At 71.0% G+C, this 20,473-nt stretch carries 19 protein-coding genes; 5 read left to right on the top strand and 14 right to left on the bottom strand.

Features of this window, described 5'->3' with window-relative positions:
• Positions 1–118: 118 nt before the first annotated feature.
• The 6 genes from KVT44_RS41395 to KVT44_RS41370 form a co-directional block, all read right to left on the bottom strand.
• On the bottom strand, positions 119–871 hold the full coding sequence (locus KVT44_RS41395; protein WP_217573029.1) for an endonuclease/exonuclease/phosphatase family protein: 753 nt from the start codon (positions 869–871) through the stop codon (positions 119–121).
• Positions 872–1,086: 215 nt separating this feature from the next.
• Positions 1,087–2,040, bottom strand: a complete 954-nt coding sequence (locus KVT44_RS41390) for an ROK family glucokinase (protein WP_217573027.1) — start codon at positions 2,038–2,040, stop codon at positions 1,087–1,089.
• Positions 2,041–2,094: 54 nt separating this feature from the next.
• Positions 2,095–2,562: a DUF5304 domain-containing protein gene (locus tag KVT44_RS41385; protein ID WP_099923095.1), complete on the bottom strand. Its 468-nt coding sequence runs from the start codon at positions 2,560–2,562 to the stop codon at positions 2,095–2,097.
• Positions 2,563–2,619: 57 nt separating this feature from the next.
• Positions 2,620–3,789: an ArsA family ATPase gene (locus KVT44_RS41380; RefSeq protein WP_099923094.1), complete on the bottom strand. Its 1,170-nt coding sequence runs from the start codon at positions 3,787–3,789 to the stop codon at positions 2,620–2,622.
• Between the two features lie 186 nt (positions 3,790–3,975).
• The gene (locus tag KVT44_RS41375) at positions 3,976–4,422 is read right to left on the bottom strand and encodes an SRPBCC family protein (RefSeq protein WP_054231534.1); all 447 of its coding nucleotides are present in this window, start codon (positions 4,420–4,422) and stop codon (positions 3,976–3,978) included.
• 107 nt (positions 4,423–4,529) lie between these two features.
• Positions 4,530–5,327 (bottom strand): metallophosphoesterase, encoded by a 798-nt coding sequence (locus KVT44_RS41370; protein WP_079090376.1) that lies wholly within the window; start codon positions 5,325–5,327, stop codon positions 4,530–4,532.
• 313 nt (positions 5,328–5,640) lie between these two features.
• On the opposite strand from KVT44_RS41370, the gene KVT44_RS41365 reads away from it, so the two are divergent.
• Positions 5,641–7,437 (top strand): long-chain fatty acid--CoA ligase, encoded by a 1,797-nt coding sequence (locus KVT44_RS41365; protein WP_217573026.1) that lies wholly within the window; start codon positions 5,641–5,643, stop codon positions 7,435–7,437.
• A 19-nt stretch (positions 7,438–7,456) separates the two neighbouring features.
• On the opposite strand, the gene KVT44_RS41360 is transcribed toward KVT44_RS41365, so the two are convergent.
• Together KVT44_RS41360 and KVT44_RS41355 are read right to left on the bottom strand one after the other, a co-directional pair.
• Positions 7,457–9,040 carry a GMC oxidoreductase gene (locus tag KVT44_RS41360; protein ID WP_217573024.1) on the bottom strand — a complete coding sequence of 528 codons (1,584 nt, stop codon included), beginning with the start codon at positions 9,038–9,040 and terminating at the stop codon, positions 7,457–7,459.
• 190 nt (positions 9,041–9,230) lie between these two features.
• Positions 9,231–10,373 carry a glycosyltransferase family 4 protein gene (locus tag KVT44_RS41355; protein ID WP_217573022.1) on the bottom strand — a complete coding sequence of 381 codons (1,143 nt, stop codon included), beginning with the start codon at positions 10,371–10,373 and terminating at the stop codon, positions 9,231–9,233.
• Between the two features lie 211 nt (positions 10,374–10,584).
• Here KVT44_RS41355 and KVT44_RS41350 point away from each other — a divergent pair, with 211 nt between their 5' ends.
• A complete protein-coding gene (locus KVT44_RS41350; RefSeq protein WP_190170154.1) occupies positions 10,585–11,817 on the top strand; it encodes a glycosyltransferase family 87 protein in 1,233 nt (410 codons plus the stop codon).
• On the opposite strand, the gene KVT44_RS41345 is transcribed toward KVT44_RS41350, so the two are convergent.
• A complete protein-coding gene (locus KVT44_RS41345; protein ID WP_217573020.1) occupies positions 11,778–13,100 on the bottom strand; it encodes an MATE family efflux transporter in 1,323 nt (440 codons plus the stop codon). The genes KVT44_RS41350 and KVT44_RS41345 overlap by 40 nt on opposite strands.
• Before the next feature lie 121 nt (positions 13,101–13,221).
• Here KVT44_RS41345 and KVT44_RS41340 point away from each other — a divergent pair, with 121 nt between their 5' ends.
• Positions 13,222–13,755, top strand: coding sequence for a PadR family transcriptional regulator (locus KVT44_RS41340; RefSeq protein ID WP_190170152.1), 534 nt, complete (start codon positions 13,222–13,224; stop codon positions 13,753–13,755).
• 29 nt (positions 13,756–13,784) lie between these two features.
• On the opposite strand, the gene KVT44_RS41335 is transcribed toward KVT44_RS41340, so the two are convergent.
• The 5 genes from KVT44_RS41335 to KVT44_RS41315 all read right to left on the bottom strand — a co-directional run bounded on the left by KVT44_RS41335 (position 13,785) and on the right by KVT44_RS41315 (position 19,260).
• Complete coding sequence (locus KVT44_RS41335) at positions 13,785–14,981, bottom strand: hypothetical protein (RefSeq protein ID WP_217573018.1); 1,197 nt, start codon at positions 14,979–14,981, stop codon at positions 13,785–13,787.
• Positions 14,982–15,013: 32 nt separating this feature from the next.
• A complete protein-coding gene (locus KVT44_RS41330; RefSeq protein ID WP_217573016.1) occupies positions 15,014–16,045 on the bottom strand; it encodes an NlpC/P60 family protein in 1,032 nt (343 codons plus the stop codon).
• 234 nt (positions 16,046–16,279) lie between these two features.
• Complete coding sequence (locus KVT44_RS41325) at positions 16,280–17,320, bottom strand: NlpC/P60 family protein (RefSeq protein ID WP_099923086.1); 1,041 nt, start codon at positions 17,318–17,320, stop codon at positions 16,280–16,282.
• Between the two features lie 316 nt (positions 17,321–17,636).
• Positions 17,637–18,986 carry an NYN domain-containing protein gene (locus KVT44_RS41320; RefSeq protein WP_217573014.1) on the bottom strand — a complete coding sequence of 450 codons (1,350 nt, stop codon included), beginning with the start codon at positions 18,984–18,986 and terminating at the stop codon, positions 17,637–17,639.
• 34 nt (positions 18,987–19,020) lie between these two features.
• Entirely contained in the window at positions 19,021–19,260 is a 240-nt protein-coding gene (locus tag KVT44_RS41315; RefSeq protein ID WP_054231545.1) for a hypothetical protein, read from the bottom strand.
• Positions 19,261–19,412: 152 nt separating this feature from the next.
• Here KVT44_RS41315 and KVT44_RS41310 point away from each other — a divergent pair, with 152 nt between their 5' ends.
• Together KVT44_RS41310 and KVT44_RS41305 are read left to right on the top strand one after the other, a co-directional pair.
• Positions 19,413–20,144 (top strand): rhomboid family intramembrane serine protease, encoded by a 732-nt coding sequence (locus KVT44_RS41310; RefSeq protein ID WP_099925728.1) that lies wholly within the window; start codon positions 19,413–19,415, stop codon positions 20,142–20,144.
• The gene (locus tag KVT44_RS41305) at positions 20,141–20,422 is read left to right on the top strand and encodes an Lrp/AsnC family transcriptional regulator (protein ID WP_054231546.1); all 282 of its coding nucleotides are present in this window, start codon (positions 20,141–20,143) and stop codon (positions 20,420–20,422) included. Before KVT44_RS41310 ends, KVT44_RS41305 begins: the two co-directional genes overlap by 4 nt.
• Positions 20,423–20,473: the final 51 nt, after the last annotated feature.

Genomic DNA, 20,473 nt, shown 5'->3' with positions numbered 1-20,473 from the left:
GTTGCCGACGCTCCGCGTCGACGCCCTCCTCCGCCTTGCAGCTGGACGCACCAAGCCCCGCTCACCAGCGTCGATGAGGTGCCGCCCGTTTCCTGCGACCTGATCCGCCGGACAGGCCCTACGCGGCGGGCACTCTGAGGGCGGCCAGCACGGGCAGATGGTCCGTGGCCGCCCTCAGGTCTGCCTCCGTGACCCCGGGGTGGCCGTACGGGACCCCGCAGCCGAGGACCTCGATGCCGCGGGTGGCGAAGATCGCGTCGATGCGCTGGTGGGGGTCGGTGGACGTCGAGGTGTACTCCGTGCCCCAGGGTGTGGTGGCCCAGCAGTCCTGGAGGTCGGCGGCGAGGCGGGTGAAGGTGGGGCCGTCGGGGCGTTCGTTCAGGTCGCCGCCGGCGAGGGCGTGCGGGGTGCCGAGGGCTGCGAGGCGGTCGAGGAGCAGGCCGCTCTGCGTGTAGCGCTCGTCCTTCTGGAGCGAGAGGTGGCAGCTCACCACGCCGAGCCGGGCGGCGCCGAAGCGGACGACGGCGGTGGCGAGGCCGCGGCGGTGCAGGCCGGGGGTGAGGGGCAGCAGGACGTCCTCGGTGCGTTCGACGGTGGCCCGCATGGAGCAGAGGAGCGCGGGGCCCGCGGCGGTCGCGCCGCCGGACAGGATCGTCTGGCCGGACGCGGCAGCGAGCCGGGCCAGCTTCTTGCGCCAGCGGAAGAAGCGGGGGGCTTCCTGGACGAGGACCAGGTCGGGGGCACAGGCGTGGATGACGCGGGCGAGGGCGGTGGTGTCGTCGCGCATCGAGCGGATGTTGTAGCTGAGGACGCGGATGACGGCGGAGCCGTCGGATTCGGTGTGGGAGCGGGGCAGCGGGGTCGTCGCCATGTGGATCAACATACGTGGATGCGCTGCTCGGCGGCGCCGGAACGCTGCGGGTGGTTTGTCGGCTGCGGGGTGGTGGGGGCTGGGCGCGCCCACGCGGCGGAGCCGCATGATGTCACAGCCCCGCGCCCCCGCCGAAAGGGGCGCGGTACGACCTCGCCCGCCGTACCCCTGAAGGGCGCGGCGGGCGAGGTGTGTGTACTGCGTGATCAAGTCGGTTACATGATCGGGTCGGGTTCCCGGGCCAGGTCCGCCGCGCCCACGAGGCCGGCTTCGTTGCCGAGCTGGGCGGCGATCACCTCGGCCACCGGGCGCCAGTTGCCGCCCACGAGCCAGCGCTTGTACGACTTGCGGATGGGGTCGAGGACCAGCTCGCCCTCGTCCGAGAGTCCGCCGCCGACGATGAAGGCGGAGGGGTCGAAGAGCGAGGCCAGGTCGGCGAGGCCGGCGCCGGCCCAGCGGGCCAGCTCGCGGTAGGAGTCCACCGCCACCGGGTCGCCCTGGCGTGCGGCGACCGAGATGTGCTTGCCCTCGATGCCGTCGGGGGTGCCGTTGCCCAGCGCGAGCAGGATCTCCGCGTTCTCGGGGGTGGCGTTGGCCCGCTGCTTGGCGTAGCGGACGAGGGCGCGCCCGGAGGCGTACTGCTCCCAGCAGCCCTGCGAGCCGCAGCCGCACAGCAGACCGTCCGGCACCATCCGGATGTGGCCGAACTCGGCGGCCACGCCGAAGTGCCCGCGGCGCAGCTTGTTGCCGATGATGATGCCGCCGCCCAGGCCAGTGCCCAGGGTGATGCAGATGACGTTCCGGTGGCCCTTGCCCGCGCCGAACTTGTACTCGCCCCACGCCGCCGCGTTCGCGTCGTTCTCGACGACGACGGGCAGCCCCACGCGCGCCTCGACCTCGGCCTTGAGCGGCTCCTGCCGCCAGTCGATGTTGGGCGCGAAATACACGGTCGAGCGCTGGCGGTTCACGTATCCGGCGGCACCGATGCCCACGCCGACGATGTCGTGACCTGCGCGCGCGCCCTCCACTGCGGCGGCGATGGCGTCCACGATGGCCTGCGGCGTGTTGGGGGTCGGCACCTTGTGCGTCGAGAGGATGTTGCCTTCCTCGTCGACCACACCGGCCGCGATCTTCGTGCCGCCGATATCGACGCCGATGGTGAGTCCCATGAATCCCTCAGTTTCGGTCGAGCCCCGCTACGGCCAACCGTACCCGAGCAGCCTTTAGTCCAAGTCAATCCGCTCCCCCGGACCGGTCCCCTCGTCGCGGGGGCCACGCTCCCGGGTGGTCCAGCGTCGTTCCTGGGCCTCGACGGCCGAGCGGTAGGCGGCGAGCAGCTCGTTGCCCGCGGCCGCGAGGTGATCGAAAACATCGGGGTTGCGCTCTATGACCGGCTCGACGGCGGCCTTGGCCTGCTGTACGACCTGGTTGACCATCTGCTGGGCGGTGCCGGAGGCGACCACGCCGAACAGCGGCGAGTTCAGTCCGGACAGCTTGTCGGCGACCGCGTCGACCAGCTTGCGCAGTTCCTCCGCGGCCGAGCCGGGCGGCGGACCGTACTGGGCGCGGCGGCGGGCCTTCTCCGCCGCGAGGTCCTCGGCGCACGCCTTCGCCCAGGCGTCGGCGTCGCTCGCGCGCGCTTCGTCGTTCGCCTCCTGAGCGGCGTCGGACGTGGGGCGCTCTTCGCTCATGGCGGACTCCTGCCTATGGTTCTTCCTTTCGACGGTACCCGAACGGGGGTACGCCGTTCACCGTGTCCGGGGCCACAGATCCGGGTCCGGCGCGAAACGCACCCTGAGTTCCCCCTCGCGCAGGGCGGCGCCGGCCACGGTACAGCGGCGCAGCGCGGACGGCAGCGGCACGATCCTGCGGAACTGGCCCACGGTGACGACGAGTTCGTCGCCCCGGCGGATCAGGTCCAGTTCCTCGCGTATCGCGCCGGGCAGCGGGATGTGCCATACGAGGACGCCGTCGTCGGCGAGGTGGTCGAGAACGGGCCACTCGACCGGGACGGGCGCACGGTTGACGCCGGGCACGGGGAGCGCGCCGAGGTCGTCGGTGCCGCGCGGGTCGCGGCCGAGGTGCGGGACCTCGTGGACGGTGTACGTCTCCTGCCACTCGTCCAGCGCCTTGCGCTGCTGGGCGGCGAGGGCGCCCAGCCAGGCGTCCGCGCTCGCGGCGGGCAGCACCCGGTTCGCGACCAGCGCGTCGACGCGCAGCCCGTGCAGGGCGAGGGCGGTGGTGGCGGCGTGCACGGCGTCGGTGCCGGCCGGGCCCGGCTCGGCGACCAGCCGTACGGTCGTGGCGCGGTCCTCGACGACCGCCGCGACGGCGGCCAGCTCGATGTCCCAGCGTGCCGCCGTCTCGTACAGCCACTCGGCGGGCATCGGGACGCCCGCGAGGCGGCCGAGGACGGGGCGCAGGGCGCGGGCCGCCTGGCGCTCCGGCGGGAGCAGTCGGCGCAGGTAGCGGCGCAGCTCCTCCGGGAGGGCGAGGAGGGCGAGTGCCTGTGGGGTCGGCGGGAGGTCCACGACCAGCAGGTCGTACGTCTCCGAGGTCGCCGCGTCGCGCAGGGCGCGCAGCAGGGCGAGTTCCTCGGCGCCGGGCAGGGGGGTGAGTTCCTCGGCGTCCAGGCGGGCGGCGCCGAGCAGGTCCAGGGCGGTGGTCGCGCGGTCCTGGAAGGCGGTGAGGTCCTCACGGAAGCGGGCGTTCGCGTCGGGGCGCCAGGTCGTGAGGTGGGGCGCGGTGTCGGTGGGTTCCGCGCCGGTGGGTACGCCGAGGACGGCGCCGAGGGTGTCGGTGCGGTCGGCGGTGAGCAGGAGGGTGCGGGTGCCCTCGCGGGCGGCCTTCAGCGCGGTGGCCGCCGCGACCGTCGTACGGCCCGTGCCGCCCTGGCCTGTGATCAGGATGGTGCGCATTGCATGAACGCTACCTGCGCCGAGCGCCCCCGCCGCCCCCGCCCGTCCCTGGGGGCTCCGCCCCCGGACCTCCGGGCGGGTGTGTCACCTGCGGGTGAGTGGGGGCTGGTCGCGCAGTTCCCCGCGCCCCTGAGGGGCGGGGTACGGCCGTCGGCCCCCGTCGGCCCGTCGGCCCGCAGAGCGGGGTCAGCCCGCCTCGCCCGACTCCACTCGCTTCTTCAGACCCGCCAGCGCCCGGTCGATGATGACCTTCTCGGCCTTGCGCTTGATCATGCCCAGCATGGGGATCTTGACGTCGACCGTGAGCCGGTAGGTGACCTCGGTGGCGCCGGCGCCCGCGGGCTTGAGGATGTACGAGCCGTCCAGGGAGCGGAGCATCTGGGACTTGACCAGGGTCCAGGAGACCTCGTGGTCGCCGGTCCAGGTGTACCCCAGGGTCTGGTCGTCCTTGATCGCACCGGCGTCCATGACGAGGCGTACCTGCTCGGCGCGGCCCTGCCCGTCCGTGGCGAGTACCTCCGCCTCCTTCACCTCTCCCGTCCAGTCCGGGTAGCGGGCGAAGTCGGCGATGACCGCCATGACATCAGCCGGTGCCGCCTCGATCGTGATGCTCGAGCTGGTGTGTTCCGCCATCGCGGTGGCTCCTCCAGATGCGGTCCGGTGAGGGAGGGTGGTACGCACGTGTGTGCAGCGTGAAGGCTACCGCGCGCCCGCCGAAGCATCGCCACCCCACCTGCTGTTCACCACTCCAGGACCCACGGGCGGCCCGACGCCGCGAAATGCCCGACGTTCACGCACTCGGTCGTCCCGATCCGCATCCGGCGTGCGAGCGGCTGGTGGACATGGCCGAAGAGGGAGTAACGGGGACGGATGCGGCGGATCGCGTCCAGGAGGGCACGGGAGCCGCGTTCGAAGCGGCGCGCCACCGTGTCGTAGACCAGTTCCGGTACGTCCGGCGGGATGTGCGTGCACAGCACGTCGACCTCGCCGACCGCCTCGATCTTCGCCGCGTACTCCTCGTCGTCGATCTCGTAGGGCGTCCGCATGGGGCTGCGCAGTCCCCCGCCGACGAAGCCGAAGACCCGGCCGCCGATCTCCACCCGCTCACCGTCGAGGACCGTCGTGCCGGGTCCGGCGTACTCCGCCCACAACGGGGGCATGTCGACATTGCCGTAGGTCGCGTACGTCGGTGTCGGGAACGCGGCGAACAGCTCGGCGTACTGCTTGCGCACCGCCTTCTCGATGGCCACGGAATGGTCCATCCCGATCTCGTCCCACAGCCGCCGCCCGAACTCCCGTGCCTCGGCGAAGCGGCGGGCGGTGCGCAGCTCGACGATCCGGTCGGCGTTCTCGGTGCCGAAGAGGTCGGGGAAGATGCCGCGCGCGTGGTCGGCGTAGTCGAGGAAGAGCACCAGGTCACCGAGGCACAGCAGGGCGTCCGCGCCGTCGCCGGCCCGGGCCAGGTCGCGCGCGTTGCCGTGCACGTCACTGACCACATGAATGCGCGTTCTGCGGTTACCGCCTGGTGTGGGTGCCATGACGATCAAGCGTAGGCGTGTGCGGCAAACGTGAATAGAGGCGGTCGGACCTGCGGTTACTGGCATGGCAAGAAGAGCGTGGACTACTGTGCGTGAAGGAACGCCATCGGGTGCGACGCACCAACCTGTGTGACGCAGGGAACATCTCGGCGGGACCCCCTATCGAAAAAGCCGTACCGGTGGGTAACGTCCGGGCAGTCCAGTCGTACTCAGGATTTCAACAATGATGTTCCTGGGTACCTGCCCGAGCCTTGGACCGCTCCGTCGCATCACACACCGTCGTGGCGTCGGCGCCCTATGAGGAGCAGCAGTCTTGCGCGAGTTCAGCCTTCCGGCTTTGTACGAGGTCCCTGCGGACGGAAATCTGACCGACATCGTCCGCAGAAACGCCGCGCAGCATCCCGACGTCGCCGTCATCGCCCGCAAGGTGGGCGGCACGTGGACGGACGTCTCCGCCACCACCTTCCTCGCCGAGGTGCGGTCCGCGGCCAAGGGTCTGATCGCCTCCGGCGTACAGCCCGGCGACCGGGTCGCCCTGATGTCCCGTACCCGCTACGAGTGGACACTGCTCGACTTCGCGATCTGGAGCGCGGGCGCGATCACCGTGCCGGTGTACGAGACCAGCTCGGCCGAGCAGGTGCAGTGGATACTCGGCGACTCGGGCGCGAGCGCCTGCATCGTCGAGCTGGACACGCACGCGGCCTCCGTGGAGTCGGTGCGCGACCGGCTGCCCGCCCTCAAGCACGTCTGGCAGATCGAGGCCGGCGGGGTGGAGGAACTGGGGCGCGCGGGCAAGGACGTCAGCGACGCCACCGTCGAGGAGCGCAGCTCGCTCGCCAAGGCGGACGACCCGGCGACCATCGTCTACACGAGCGGTACGACCGGCCGCCCCAAGGGCTGTGTCCTCACCCACCGCGCCTTCTTCGCGGAGTGCGGCAACATCGTGGAGCGGCTGCGCCCGCTGTTCCGTACGGGCGAGTGTTCCGTCCTCCTCTTCCTGCCGCTCGCGCACGTCTTCGGACGGCTGGTGCAGGTCGCGCCGATGATGGCGCCGATCAAGCTGGGCTGCGTCCCGGACATCAAGAACCTCACCGACGAGCTGGCCGCGTTCCGGCCGACGCTGATCCTCGGTGTGCCGCGTGTCTTCGAGAAGGTCTACAACTCGGCGCGCGCCAAGGCGCAGGCGGACGGCAAGGGCAAGATCTTCGACAAGGCGGCGGACACGGCGATCGCCTACAGCCGCGCCCTGGACACCCCCTCCGGCCCGTCGCTCGGGCTGAAGATCAAGTACAAGACGTTCGACAAGCTCGTCTACAGCAAGCTGCGCGCGGTGCTGGGCGGTCGCGGTGAGTACGCGATCTCCGGCGGCGCCCCGCTCGGCGAGCGTCTGGGCCACTTCTTCCGCGGCATCGGCTTCACGGTCCTGGAGGGCTACGGCCTGACGGAGTCCTGCGCGGCCACCGCCTTCAACCCCTGGGACCGTACGAAGATCGGCACGGTGGGCCAGCCGCTGCCCGGCTCCGTGATCCGGATCGCCGACGACGGCGAGGTGCTGCTGCACGGCGAGCACCTGTTCAAGGAGTACTGGAACAACGAGGCCGCGACCGCCGAGGCGCTCGCGGACGGCTGGTTCCACACGGGTGACATCGGCACCCTCGACGAGGACGGCTACCTCCGGATCACCGGCCGCAAGAAGGAGATCATCGTCACCGCGGGCGGCAAGAACGTCGCCCCGGCCGTGATCGAGGACCGCATCCGCGCGCACGCGCTGGTCGCGGAGTGCATGGTGGTCGGCGACGGGCGCCCGTTCATCGGCGCGCTGGTCACCGTCGACGAGGAGTTCCTGGGCCGCTGGGCCGAGGAGCACGGCAAGCCGGCGGGTTCCACCGCGGCGTCGCTGCGCGTGGACCCGGATCTGATCGCTGCGATCCAGGACGCGGTCGACGACGGCAACGCCGCGGTGTCGAAGGCGGAATCGGTGCGGAAGTTCCGCATTCTGTCCTCCCAGTTCTCGGAGGAGTCGGGCCACCTCACGCCGTCCCTGAAGCTCAAGCGCAACGTGGTGGCGAAGGACTACGCGGACGAGATCGAGGCCATCTACCGGGGCTGACGGCCCGACCGAGCGGTTCTCATGGCGCGGTGTCCTCGGCGAGGATCCGCGCCATTCCGCGTTCCGCGAGCGCGGTGATCGTGACGAACGGGTTCACCCCGATCGAGCCCGGCACGAGCGAGCCGTCGGTGATGTACAGGTGCGGGTAGCCCTTCACGCGGCCGTAGTTGTCCGTGGCCTTGCCCAGCACGCAGCCGCCCAGCGGGTGGTAGCAGAAGTCGTCGGCGAAGGTCTTGTTGTTGCCGAAGAGGTCGTAGCGGTAGATCGTCGCGTTGGCCGAGTTGATCCGGTCGAAGAGCTTCTTGGCCATGCTCACGGAGACCGCGCTCTGGGCGGCGGTCCAGCCGAGCTTGGCGGAGTCCGTCGTCGCGTCGTACGTGAAGGACGCGCGCTCCGGGTTCTTGGTGATCGCGAGGTAGAGGCTGATCCAGGTCTCCAACCCGGTGGGTATCGGGGCGATTTCGGCGAAGACGGGGTTGGCGGTGTTGGCCCAGTCGTCGATGCCCATGACCGGCATCGTCGACTGGTTCGCCCCGACCGTGTCCCAGATGTGGTTGGCGCGGCCCGTCATCACGTTGCCGTTCGTGCCCCAGCCGGTGCCGACGCTCGCGTCCAGGGCCGGCAGCGTGCCCGTCTCCCGGGCCCGGACGAGGAGTTCGGTGGTGCCGAGGCTGCCGCCGCCCAGGAAGAGGTACGTACAGCTGTACTGCTTGGTCTCCACGACCGCGCCGGTGGTGTCGATCCGGTCGGCGGTCAGGGTGTACGTGCCGTCCGTGGCCCTGCTGATCGCCCGGACCTTCTCCAGGGTGTGGATGGTGACGTTGCCGGTGCCGAGCGCTGCCGCGAGGTAGGTCTTGTCGAGGCTCTTCTTGCCGTAGTTGTTGCCGTAGATGACCTCGGCCGCGAGTGCGGACTTGGTGGCGGTGCCGGCCGCCTCGCGCTGCATGTAGGTGAAGTCGTAGACGTTCGGGACGAAGGTCGTCTTCAGGCCGGCGTTGGCGGCGGCCTTACGGGAGGTGCGGGTGAACTGGTACCACTCCGTGGACTCGAACCAGGTGGGGTCGACCGTGTTGACGCCGAGCATGGTGCGGGCGCGCGGGAAGTAGGTGTTGTACATCTCCGTGGCGTCGACCGTGGGGAACTGCTCGGAGAAGTAGGACTGGAGGGGCGTGACGGCCATTCCGCCGTTGACCAGTGAGCCGCCGCCGACGCCTCGGCCGACGTAGACCGACATGTTGTCGTAGTGGACCCGGTCCAGGACTCCCGGGTAGAGGCCGATGTCCTTGTTGACGACGTCCAGCCACAGGAAGGTGGCGAGCGGGGCCTCGGTGCGGGTGCGGAACCACATCGAGCGCTCGTCGGGGGCGGCGGTGGAACAGAAGACCTTGCCGTCGGAGCCGGCGGTGTTCCAGAGCTTGCCCATCTCTATGACGAGGGTGCGGATGCCGGCCTGGCCGAGGCGGAGGGCGGCCACGGCGGCGCCGTAGCCCGATCCGATGACGATGGCGGGCGCGGTGTCGACCGCGGCGGGCTCCGCCGCGTGGGCGGACTGGAGGCCTACGCGGGTGAGGCCGGCGGCGGCGGCCGTCTGGAGGGCGACCATGCCCAGGATTTGGCGTCTCGTCAGGTGACGGTTTGTCAGCTGACGGTTACTCATCTGATGATGAGTCAGTTTTTCTGTCATGAGCGCAGCATCGGCGGATTATTTGCTTCCGCCTAGGGTTTTTGCCGGGTTTTCAGGGGGCGCCGCGGTGAGTGGGGAGAGTGCGGGTGGTTTGTGGCCGGTCGCGCACCTAGAGCAACTCTTTCAAGCCCTCCGCCAGCAGGTCCCAGCGCCACTTCTCCTCCACCCACTGCCTTCCCCGTTCGCCCATCTGGCGGCGGAGTTCGGGGTCGGCGAGGAGGGTGATGATGCGGTCGGCGGAGTCGTCCGGGCAGTCGCCTCGGACGACCCAGCCCGTTTCGCCGTCGAGGACCGCGTCGGGGGCGCCGCCCGAGTCGCCCGCGACGACCGGCAGGCCCGTCGCGGAGGCCTCCAGGTAGACGATGCCCAGGCCCTCGACGTCGAGGCCGCCCCGGCGGGTGCGGCAGGGCATCGCGAAGACGTCGCCCGCGCCGTAGTGGGCCGGCAGCTCCGACCAGGGGACCGCGCCGGTGAAGCGCACCGCGGCGGCGACCCCGGTGTCGTACGCGAGCTTGCGCAGGTCCTGCTCGTACGGCCCGCCGCCGACGATCAGCAGCACCGCCTCCGGCTCCTTGGCGAGGATGCGGGGCATGGCGAGGATCAGCGTGTCCTGACCCTTGCGCGGGACCAGACGGGAGACACAGACCACCACCGGGCGGTCGGTGAGGCCGAGACGGGCGCGGACCTCCTCGCCGCCCGAGCCGGGGTGGAAGGTCTTCTCGTCGACCCCCGGAGGCAGCTGGACCATGCGGGAGGCGGCCTCGGGCGTGAGCGCGGACGCGATGCGCGAGCGCGTGTACTCGCCGAGGTAGGTGATCGTGTCCGTGGACTCGCCGATACGGCGCAGCAGCTGCCGTGCGGCGGGCAGCTGGGCCCAGCCCGCCTCGTGGCCGTGCGTGGTGGCCACCAGGCGCTCGGCGCCCGCCCTGCGCAGCGCGGGCGCCATCAGGCCGAGCGGGGCCGCCGCCCCGAACCACACCGACGTACAGCCGTGCTCGCGCAGCAGCCCGACGGCGCGCCGGGTGGCACCCGGTGTGGGCAGCAGCATCGTCGTACGGTCCCGGACGACGGTGAAGGGCTGCTCGGCGTCGAAGTCGGCCGTCGCCTCGACGCCCTCCCGGCTCCGCTTCCAGGTGGATGCGTAGACTACGAACCGCTCGGGGTCCAGTCGTAGCGCCATGTTGTGCAGGAACGCCTGGATGCCGCCGGGGCGGGGCGGGAAGTCGTTGGTCACGATCAAGGTCTTGTGCATCGAGTTCGACACTACCGAAACCTTCGAATCCCCACGCGAGCGGTCCACAACGGCGAAGCTGTATTCCACCGGTGGTCACAGCTCCGTACGGCCGCGCTTCATGGGCCTCGCACAGCCCCGCACGTCATCATGTTTCCGCACAACCGCACCACCGCACTATGTCACCACCGCACCACCGCACAGACAGCCGACGAACGAGAGTCAGGTGAGCATGAAGGGCACACGGGGGGCGGGGTTTCCGTACGCGTTGCTGGGAACCTGGGGCCTGACCAGGCTTCTGCTTCTGCTCTTCGTCTTCAAGGTGTTCGTCTTCCCGGGACCGGACGTCACGAGTGACGTCTCGGTCATCTATCAGGGCTGGTACGAGATCCTGCGCACCGGCACCTTCCCGCTCGACGACGTGACCTGGCAGTACCCGCCGGCCGCCGCGCTCGCGATCCTCTCCCCCGGGCTGCTGCCCTTCCTCGACTACGCGCACGCCTTCTTCCTGCTGGCCTTCGTCGCCGACGTGGTGGTGTACGCGCTGCTCCACTACGCCGGCCGGCGCCCCGGCAAGACGCTGCGCGGCGCCTGGGTGTGGGTGATCGGCGTCCCGCTGCTCGGACCGACCGTCTACGCCCGCTACGACGTGATGGTGACGGCCGTGGCGGTCGCGGCGCTCCTCGCGGGCGCCCGCCATCCCCGGGTGATGGGCGCTCTCGTGGGCTTCGGAGCGCTGGTGAAGGTGTGGCCGGCGCTCCTGCTCCTGGGGGCCGTGAAGCGGCGCGCGTGGGCCGCGGCGGCGGTGACCGCGGGCGGGATCGCGGTGTTGTTCGGGCTGTCGATGCCCGGCGCCTTCTCCTTCCTGACCTTCCAGCGCGACCGGGGCACCGAGGTCGAGTCGCTGGGCTCCCTCGTCTTCCATGTGGGCCGGCACTTCGGCTGGGACGGTCAGGTGCTGCTCAACTACGGCTCGGTGGAGTTCCTCGGCCCGTACGTCGACGTGGTGAGCAGGCTGGCCCTGGCGCTCACCGCGATCGCCTTCGCGTGGCTGCTGCTGTGGCGGCTGCGCGTCCAGCGCTTCCAGCCGCACACGCTCGCCGACGCCGCGTTCGTGGCGGTGCTGATGTTCACGGCCACCAGCCGGGTCATCAGCCCGCAGTACATGGTGTGGCTGGTCGGGATCGGCGCGGTCTGCCTGTGCTTCCGGGGCAGCCGGATGACCCTGCCGGTCGGGCTGGTGCTGGCCGCGTGCTTCGTGACCGTCCTGGAGTTCCCGATCTGGTTCTCGCACGTCGTGGGCAGCGACCGGCTGGGCATCACCCTGCTCTTCCTGCGCAACGGCCTGCTGGTGGTCGCGGCCCTGCTCGCCGCCCTCGAACTGTGGTGGAGCACGGTGTCCGACCCGGCCCCGACCCTGCCCGCTCAGGCCACCCGCAGCAAGGAGCGCCTGAGCTCCTCCTGACGGCGGCGGGCGCGGGCGAGAAGCAGTCCGACGGCCGTGCACTGCACCGCCATGGACAGCGCCAGCGCCAGGCAGATCCCGGGCAGTCCGAGCCCCGACAGGGCGTACGCCAGGGGCAGCTGGACCGCGGTGCCGAGCAGTGTCACCCGCAGCAACAACGGGGCTCCCCCGCTCCCCTCGAAGACCCCGCCCAGCGCGATGAAGCAGGCCATCAGCAGCAGGTACGGGCCGACGCAGCGCAGGAACAGCACGCCGTCGTGGGCGACCGCGTCCCCGGCTCCGAAGGCCCGCATGATCCAGGGGGCGAACGCGCCGAGCAGGGCGGCTGCCACCAGGCCCACCGCCCCGGAGACGATCACCGCCTGCCGCCCGATCGCGCCCCGCTCGTCCCGGCCGGTGCCCCGGGTGTGCGCGGTGTGGATCGAGGCGGCCTGCCGCACCGCGTAGAAGGCCATGGTCGCGACGTACATGACCTTGTACGCGATGGAGTACGCGGCCACGGCCGTCACCCCGAGCCGGGCCACGATCGCGACCAGGACCAGCGCCCCGCCCTGGCGCACGGTGAAGTCGGCGGACATGGGCAGTCCGGTCCGCAGGGTGCGGCGCAGCGCGGGGCCGGTGGGCTCGGCGGGGCGGACGGCCGCGGCCTCGCGCAGCGGCGCGTTGCGGCGCAGGGCGCGCAGGCCGGCGGCGAGGGCCACGCAGCGGCACAGGACCGTGGAGGCGGCGGCGCCCCGGACGCCGTACGCGTGGATGAGCAGCGGGTCGAGGCCGAGAATCAGCCCGTTGGCCAGCAGGGCGAGGCGCATCGGGGTGCGGGTGTCACCGGCGCCCTTCAGGATGCCGTCGACGAGGTTCTGCGCGAAGAAGACGGCGATGCCCGGCAGGGAGATCCCGAAGTAGGCGACCGCCAGGGCGAGGGCGCGCCCGTCGCCGCCCAGGACCAGCCGGGCCAGCGGCTCGCGCAGCAGGTATCCGCCCACGGCGACCACGGGCGTCACGACCGCGCACAGGGCCCCTCCGCCGCGTACGGCCGCCCGGAGCGCGCCCGGGTCCCGGGCCCCTCTGGCGTGGGCGACGAGGACGGTCGTGCCGGAGGCGAAGACCAGGGCGACGCCGAGGAGCACGTTCTCGGTGTTGGTCGCGACGGCGACGGCGGCCACGGCGGGACCGCCGAGCCGGGAGACCCAGACGGTGTTGATGATCCCGGCGGCGACGGAGGCGAGCAGGGAGAGGTACACGGGGTGGGCGAGCGATATGAGCTGCTTCCGGTGGGCGTTCACCGATGAGTTCCTCGATTCCCTTGATTTCCCTTGATTACCTCTTATCGAGCTACCTCGTTTAGAGGTAGCTCGATAAGAGGTATCATGGGCGTCCGGCACCCGCAAGCAAGGAGCGCCCCGCATGCTGGAGCTGTCGATCCTCGGATTTCTGTTCGAAGAGCCCTTGCACGGCTATGAGTTGAAGGAGCGCATCAAGGCGCTCAGCGGCCATGTCCGCCCGGTCAGCGACGGCGCGCTCTACCCGGCGATCACCCGCCTGGTGGCCGCAGGACAGCTGGACCAGCACACGGAGCCCGGCAGCGGCGCCGCCCCGCGTCGCATCCTGTCGCTCACCGAGAAGGGCCGTGCGGACCTCCTGGAGCGGCTGCGCCACCCCAAGCAGGCCGAGATCACCGACCACGTCCGCTTCAACACCCTGCTGGCGTTCCTGCGCCACCTCCCGGACCCGCGGGAGCAGGCCGCGGTCCTGCGCCGCCGCCAGGAGTTCCTTCTGACGCCCGCGAGCTTCTTCTACCGGGACGGCGAGCCCGTACGGGCGGAGGAGGCCGGCGACCTGTTCCGGCAGGGGATGTTGCGGGTGGCGCGGGCGACGGGCGAGGCGGAGCGGGAGTGGCTCGCCGAGGCCATCGCCCGACTGGACACGGAGACGGACTGATTCAGCCGAGCTGATTCAGGCGAGCCGATTCAGCCGAGCTGCGCCTTCAGGTACGCCTGCCACTGCTGCGTGAACTTCTCCGGCGTCGTGTGCAGGACGTCCCGCAGCGCGCCCTCGACGGCCCCCGCCCGCTTCTTGTGGTCGCCGACGGCCCGGTAGAACTCGTTCAGCCGGACCTCGCCCCAGTGGTCGGCGATCAGCCTGCAGGCCATCCAGCCGCCCTCGTACGCCCGCGCCAGCCGCGCCGCGTCCCCGGCGAACCCGAAGTCCTTGTCGTCCGGCAGCGCGGCCGGTACGTGCCCGTCCAGCACCGCCCGCTCCAGCTCCGGCGCCGCCTGCGTCGCCGTACGGTCGCTGCCGCGGTAGCCGACCCAGTCCGCGAAGCCCTCGGAGAGCCACAGGGGTGTGGCGGCGGTGGTGTGGGCGCGGGTGGCCACGTGCGTCGTCTCGTGGGTGAGCACGACCTGCTTGCCGAAGTCGCCGAGGAGGCCGTACGCATCGGGGTTGACGATGATCCGGTCCGCGGGCGCCCTGGCCGTCCCGCCCGCCTCTCCCGTCGTGACCGCCGCGATCCCCCGGTACCCGGACGCGGGCGCCCCGAGCAGCCCCGCCATGCCCTCCAGCGACTTGGGTACGACAACGACGACGTGCCCCGACCAGTCCGCGCCCCAGGCGTCCGTCACGGCGGGCACGGCGCGGTCCGCGAGGCCGGCGTACGCCCGCAGCCGCTCACCGGACTGCCCGACCCCCAGGACGAGGCTGTGCGCGCCCCGTACCACCGTCACCGCCCCCTGCTCCCACAGCTGCTGAGTGGCCCGCTCGGCGGGCACGTCGGAGGCGACCCGCCAGGTCCCGCCCTCGCGGACCAGGCGCAGGGTGCGGGCCGCCGTGACGGGCGCCCTGTCGTATCCCTCGATGCGGTAGCGCAGCTCGGCGCCCGCGGTGGCGCGGTCGCCGGAGCGGTGCAGGTCCGTCAGGCGGTACGACCAGGCGGCCAGCGGGACCGCGCGCAGCCGGGTGAACTCCGCGGTCGAGCCGGACGGTTCCTCCGTGGCCCGGTACGCCGACTCGTTCCGGTCCAGGACCGCGGCCGCCCGCCGGTCGAGGACCCGCTGCACATCGGCGGACGCGGTGTCCGGGGACGGCTTGCCGCCACAGCCCACCAGCACGGCGAGCAGCAGCACCAGGGAGCACCCCGCTCGCGACGCACGCCTTCGACCAGCCACGTTCCCGATCGTACGGCGCCCGGGCGCGGGGGTCAGACCCGCGTCACGGACGAGATGGGCATCATGCCCACCGGGTCGTAGCGCACCGGCGCACCCGGGTAGGGCGCGTGGATCACCTGGCCGTTGCCCACGTACATCGCGACATGGCTCGCGTCGGAGCGGTAGGTGACGAGGTCGCCGGGCTGCGCCTGGGAGAGCGGCACCTGCCGTCCGGCGTAGCGCTGTTCCTGGGAGGTGCGCGGCAGACCGACGCCCGCCTGCCGGTACGACCACTGCATGAGGCCCGAACAGTCGAATCCGCCGGGCCCGTTGGCGCCCCACATGTAGGGGCGGCCGAGTGCGGAACGGGCCGCGGCGAGGGCGGCGGCGGCGCGCCCCGAGGCGGGCGTGGCACTGCCGGGTTCGGGCAGGTCGGAGCGTCCGGAGCGGGAGGACCGGTCGTAGGCGGCGCGCTCGGCGGACGGCAGCGAGTTGAGCAGTATGCGCGCCTTGGCGAGTTTCCGTTCGACGGTCCGCTTGTGCTGGGCGACGGCCTTGGTGCTCTTCTCCAGCTCGGCGAGTTCGGCGGTCGCCTCCTCGCGCTCCTGGGCGAGGTCGCGCATGGCGAGCTGGAGGTCCTTGAGTTCGCCCGCCTGGTGGGCGTTGATCCGGTCGAGCGCGGCGGCCTTGTCGAGGTACTCGGCGGGGTTGTCGGAGAAGAGCAGCGCCAGGGAGGGGTCGAGGCCGCCCGCGCGGTACTGGGCCCCGGCGAGCGAACCGAGCGCGTCCCGCATGGTGTTGATGCGCTCCTGCTGCCGGGCGATGCGGTCCTGTGCCGTGCTCACCTCTTCGCGCAGGACTCCCGTGCGCTCGTCGGCCTTGTTGAACGCCTCGGTTGCCTTCTCCGCCTGGGTGTACAGGCGGTCCACCTCGGCCCGGGTGTCGTCCTTCGGTGCTGCGGCGGCCGGTACGGCCCCGAGGGCGGCGGCCGCGACGGACATCACGGTCACGGCGATGCCGGCGATGCCCGCGGCGCTGACGCCCCGGTCGAACCCGGACGGTGGACGGCGGCGATGGGACCCCACGAGTAGCCGCTCTCCCTTCCGCTGACGGTCCCCCGGAGTTGGGGGAAACGCGCCAGACAGTAGCCGTGCGACTACGCACCGGCCAAAAAACTCCAGGGGCGCACAACGCGGCGCCCCGCCGGAGACGCAGGTCACCGACGGGGCGCGGGGTCAGCGGGAGTTACCGCGATTCGCCCGTTCGGGCGGCATACCGAGGGGACCTCGAAAGGATCTCGGAGGGTTCGGCGAGCCGGATCAGACCCGGACGCCGAACTGGAAGGCTCCACCGATGGTGCTCATCGACTCGTAGCGCACGACGGTTCCGGTGCGCGGGGCGTGCAGCACCTGGCCGTTGCCCGCGTAGAGGCCGACGTGGTGCAGGTCGCCGAAGAAGAAGACCAGGTCGCCGACCTGCAGATCGCTCTGCGAGTAGATGCGGGTGCCGATGGTCGCCTGCGACTCCGAGGTGCGCGGGATGGAGACACCGGCCTGGGCGTACGACCACGAGGTGAAGCCCGAGCAGTCGAAGGAGCTGGGGCCGGAGGCGCCGTAGACGTACGGCGAGCCGATCTTGGTCTGTCCGGCGGAGAACGCGGCACCGGCGCGCCCGGACGCGGGCGTACCGGGGTCGCTGAGAACGGTGCGCTCGCTGGCGCGGGTGGCGCGGGACTGCTGCGCGTCGAGAGCCGCCTTCTCCTTGGCCGTCAGGGAGTTGAGGAGCTTCTGCGCCGCGGCGAGCTTGGTCTGGACCGTCTTCTTCTGCTTGGCCAGTTCCGTACGGGTGTCGGCGAGGTCCTTGAGCTTCGCGGAGGCTTCCTGCCGCTGCTGGGCGAGCGAACGCTGCTTCTCCTGGACCTTCTTCAGCGCCTCGACCTGCTGACTGCTCAGCTGGTCCATCGCGGACGCCTTGTCCAGGTAGTCGTCCGGGTTCGAGGAGAGGAACAGCGCCACGGAGGGGTCGATGCCGCCGGTGCGGTACTGGGCGCTGGCCATCGAACCGAGCCCGTCGCGCAGGGCGTTGAGCTCGTCCTGGCCGCGGGCCACGTTGTCCTGCAGGGTGCTGATTTCCTTCTCCAGCTTGTCCTGCTTCTCCTTGGCCCCGTCGAGCTTCTCGGTGGCCTGCTCGGTCTCCTCGTAAAGCTTGTCGACCTTGCTCTTGACCTCGTCCTTGCTCAGCTTCTCGCTGGGCGCGGCGTTGGCGGCGTTGGCGCTGAGGACAACGGCAGCGGCTGCGGCGGTGGTGAGCACGGTCACACGGGTGCGGCTCGGCTGCTTGGGTCGACGGTGGGACGCCACGAAGGCGAGCTCCTTCTTCCTCCAGCCGCCTGCCGAGACGCCGACGGGCGGTGTCCCCCCACCGTCACTCCCAATGAGTGATCACCCGAGTGGAGGTTCGAGCCCAGACCCTAGTGACCTTCCTGTGATCAGTTCAAATCCAAACCTGAAAATTCTTAGTCACCCAGCGCATTCTTTGCACTCAACTCACGTGCAGTGATGTGGGGCTGACGCTACGTTGCGTGAAGGTTTCGCCAATTCGGGCACAACGCCTGGATGTTACGGATGGGACGTACGGGCCCTTTGGGACATGCGGCGCAGATCGCCGACGACTGTTTCAGCCGCGCGAAAAGCGCTTGAGAAGCACCACGGAAGCCACCGGACGAGCGCCGGCCTTGGCGATCCCGTCGGCCACCTCACGGTCGGTGGAGACCACGATGACGGGCCGTCCCGGCGGCTCGGCGCGCACCAGCTGGCGGATCAACTCGTCCGCCGTGACACCCGCTTTGGAGAACAGCACCCGCACCCCGCGCGGCGGCGCGAGCAGCACGGGCGCCGCCAGCTCGGCCCCGTCGAAGACGCACGTCACCTCGGCCCCGGTCTGCGCGGCGAGCTGCGAGAGCTGCCCCAGCAGCCTGAGCCGCTGCTTCTCCAGCGGCATCTGCGGATAGCCGGTCTTGGTGACGTTGTAGCCGTCGACGACGAGATGCGCCTGCGGCAGCGCGAGCAGCTGGTCGAGGATCGCGGGATCATTTTCGGACAGGGCACGGGCCGCGATGTCCTTGGGCGTCATGCGCCCCGGTTCGACCGCGTCCACGGTCTCCGCCGGCCGTACGGACACGGGCGGCAGCGCGAGCTCCCGGCGCAGCCCCTGGGTCGCCTCCAGCACGGTGTCGAGCAACAGCCGTACGCGCATGTCCTCGACGCTGCGACCCTCGCGCGCCGCCTTGCGGGTGGCCTCCAGGGCCGCCTCGGCCTCCGAGAGCCGCGCCTTGAGCCGCCGGGTCTCGCTCTCGGCTGCCGACACCTGGGCCTGCCCGTCCGCCCGCGCGGTGTCCATCTCGCCCTGCAGCTTGCGCAGCGCGGCCTCGCCCCGCTTGACGTCGCTGAGGGCGCCGCGCAACTTGCGGTGAAGCGATTCCGCTTCTCTCTTCGCGGACTCCAACTCCATGCGCAACCGCTCGGTTTCGGCCTTGGTCTGACCACGTGCCTGCGCGAGCTCCTCGCGCAGCCGCTCCAGCTCCGCCCGGCTCTCCTCGTCCGCGCGCTCGGCGTCCGCCCGCAGGGCCTCCTCGCCCGCGGCGGTCACCAGCTTCACCCAGCCCGTGGGGCGCAGCACATAGGCCGCGGCCGCCACGTCCAGCGGATCCGCGGCCGGCGGCGGCGCGCCCGAGTCGAGGGCGCCGGCGAGCTCCGGCTGCGCCTCTCTGAGCTTCTCGGCGATACGCTGGCGGAACAACGGATCGGTCTCCAGCGCGGCGGCCATGGCGTTGCCGGCGAACTTCGCGCGCCGGTTGGGGGCGAACCGTGCATACTGCCGCAATTGGGCGGGCAGTTCGGCAACGGTCAGCCCGCCGAAGCTGTCCGACACGATCTGTACGACCCGCCGGCGCACCCCGTCGGGCAGCGGACGGTCGAGCACCTCAGCGGCGCCGTCGTCCGGCTCCCCGCCTGTGGTCTCCACCATCCGTCACCCCAATGCCTGTGCGGGGCCCGCTCCCTCAGGAGCCGGCGCCCGGCCTGTCCACCAGTTCCACCTGGTCCACCGCGTTGCACCACCGACAGCGCACCGACTCGATGGTCTCACTGACCACCTTGCGCTCCTCGACGTTCGGCTCACCGGCCAGGTCGAGGTGCACATACTCGACGACCTTGGACGAGCGGGTCACGTCGAATCGCGTGAGGTTGCCGCAGAGCGTGCAGCGCCAGCGAGTCTCGGCGGTCGGGAGGGGAACCGTCATGTGGCAGTCGCTTTCCTTCTAGTGTCCGTCCAGCGCCGGTCTCCGGCGCGTGTGGCTCGTTACCCTACGGCCTGGCGGGTACTCGACGCTCGGCCGTCCATGGCGGCGAGGCATTCTGCGCGCCTCGGTCCGGTTACGTCATGCTCTGTCCCATGATCAGCACCTGGGGTACGGCGGTCGGCAGGACGATGCGCGGTCAGTCCGCGCCGGTGACGTACGGGCTGATCTTCCTGTGCTGCCTGATCTTCCTGATCGGTCCCGCCTCGGGACTCAATCCGTCGTTCGGCACCGGGGACGCGCTGGTGGTCGCCCAGCGGGCCTACTTCCGGCGCTGGGGCGTGATCCCCGCCGAGCTCTTCGACGGGACCCCGAGCGCCTGGCTCACCCCGGCCACGGCCCTGTTCATCCACGGCAGCTGGCTCCACCTCCTGGGAAACATGCTCTTCTTCTACGTTTTCGGAGCGATGACCGAGGAACGCATGGGCCACGTCCAGTTCGCCGTCTTCTACGTGGTCTGCGGCTACCTCGCCCTGCTGGGTTACGCGATCGCCAACTCCGGCTCCGAGCAGACCCTGGTCGGCGCCTCGGGGGCGATCTCCGCGGTCCTCGGAGCGTTCCTGTACCTGTTCCCCAGGGCCCGGGTGACCAGTCTCTTCCCGTTCCTCTTCTTCCTGCCTCTGCGCTTCCCCGCCTGGGTCGTGCTGCCCTTCTGGGTGACCCTGCAATGGCTGGCGGCGGGCCGCAGCCCCTCGGGCCCCGGGGTCGCCTATCTGGCCCACCTGGTGGGCTTCTCGCTGGGGTTCGCCTACGCGTGGGTGCGGTTCGGGCGGCCGACTAGAGTGAAAACCCCAGCAGCAGCCCCCGAGGGAGAAAACCAGCCGTGATCACCGCGATCGTGCTCATCAAGACCAGCGTGGACCGGATCCCCGAGATCGCCGAGTCGATCGCCGCGCTGGACAGTGTCAGCGAGGTCTTCTCCGTCACCGGTACGTACGACCTGATCGCCATGGTCCGGGTGAAGGCCCACGACGACCTGGCGGACGTCATCCCCGGCAAGATCAGCAAGATCCCCGGCGTCGAGGGGACGGACACCCACGTCGCGTTCCGGACGTACTCCCAGCACGACCTGGAGGCGGCGTTCGCCATCGGCCTCGACAGCTAGGGCCACGCACCAGGGGCGCGGGGAACTGCGCGGCCGGCCCCCACCGGCGGG

The sequence above is a fragment of the Streptomyces sp. GbtcB7 genome (assembly GCF_019091445.1).
Taxonomy (GTDB): domain Bacteria; phylum Actinomycetota; class Actinomycetes; order Streptomycetales; family Streptomycetaceae; genus Streptomyces; species Streptomyces mirabilis.
The sequence above is the reverse complement of the archived record's forward strand: the minus strand, read 5'-3'. Positions and strand labels throughout refer to the sequence as shown.

Coding starts and splice junctions, on each gene's coding strand:
- KVT44_RS41395 (WP_217573029.1), bottom strand. CDS start 871: ATGGCGACGACCCCGCTGCCCCGCTCCCACACCGAATCCGACGGCTCC.
- KVT44_RS41390 (WP_217573027.1), bottom strand. CDS start 2,040: ATGGGACTCACCATCGGCGTCGATATCGGCGGCACGAAGATCGCGGCC.
- KVT44_RS41385 (WP_099923095.1), bottom strand. CDS start 2,562: ATGAGCGAAGAGCGCCCCACGTCCGACGCCGCTCAGGAGGCGAACGAC.
- KVT44_RS41380 (WP_099923094.1), bottom strand. CDS start 3,789: ATGCGCACCATCCTGATCACAGGCCAGGGCGGCACGGGCCGTACGACG.
- KVT44_RS41375 (WP_054231534.1), bottom strand. CDS start 4,422: ATGGCGGAACACACCAGCTCGAGCATCACGATCGAGGCGGCACCGGCT.
- KVT44_RS41370 (WP_079090376.1), bottom strand. CDS start 5,327: ATGGCACCCACACCAGGCGGTAACCGCAGAACGCGCATTCATGTGGTC.
- KVT44_RS41360 (WP_217573024.1), bottom strand. CDS start 9,040: ATGGTCGCCCTCCAGACGGCCGCCGCCGCCGGCCTCACCCGCGTAGGC.
- KVT44_RS41355 (WP_217573022.1), bottom strand. CDS start 10,373: ATGCACAAGACCTTGATCGTGACCAACGACTTCCCGCCCCGCCCCGGC.
- KVT44_RS41350 (WP_190170154.1), top strand. CDS start 10,585: ATGAAGGGCACACGGGGGGCGGGGTTTCCGTACGCGTTGCTGGGAACC.
- KVT44_RS41340 (WP_190170152.1), top strand. CDS start 13,222: ATGCTGGAGCTGTCGATCCTCGGATTTCTGTTCGAAGAGCCCTTGCAC.
- KVT44_RS41320 (WP_217573014.1), bottom strand. CDS start 18,986: ATGGTGGAGACCACAGGCGGGGAGCCGGACGACGGCGCCGCTGAGGTG.
- KVT44_RS41315 (WP_054231545.1), bottom strand. CDS start 19,260: ATGACGGTTCCCCTCCCGACCGCCGAGACTCGCTGGCGCTGCACGCTC.
- KVT44_RS41310 (WP_099925728.1), top strand. CDS start 19,413: ATGATCAGCACCTGGGGTACGGCGGTCGGCAGGACGATGCGCGGTCAG.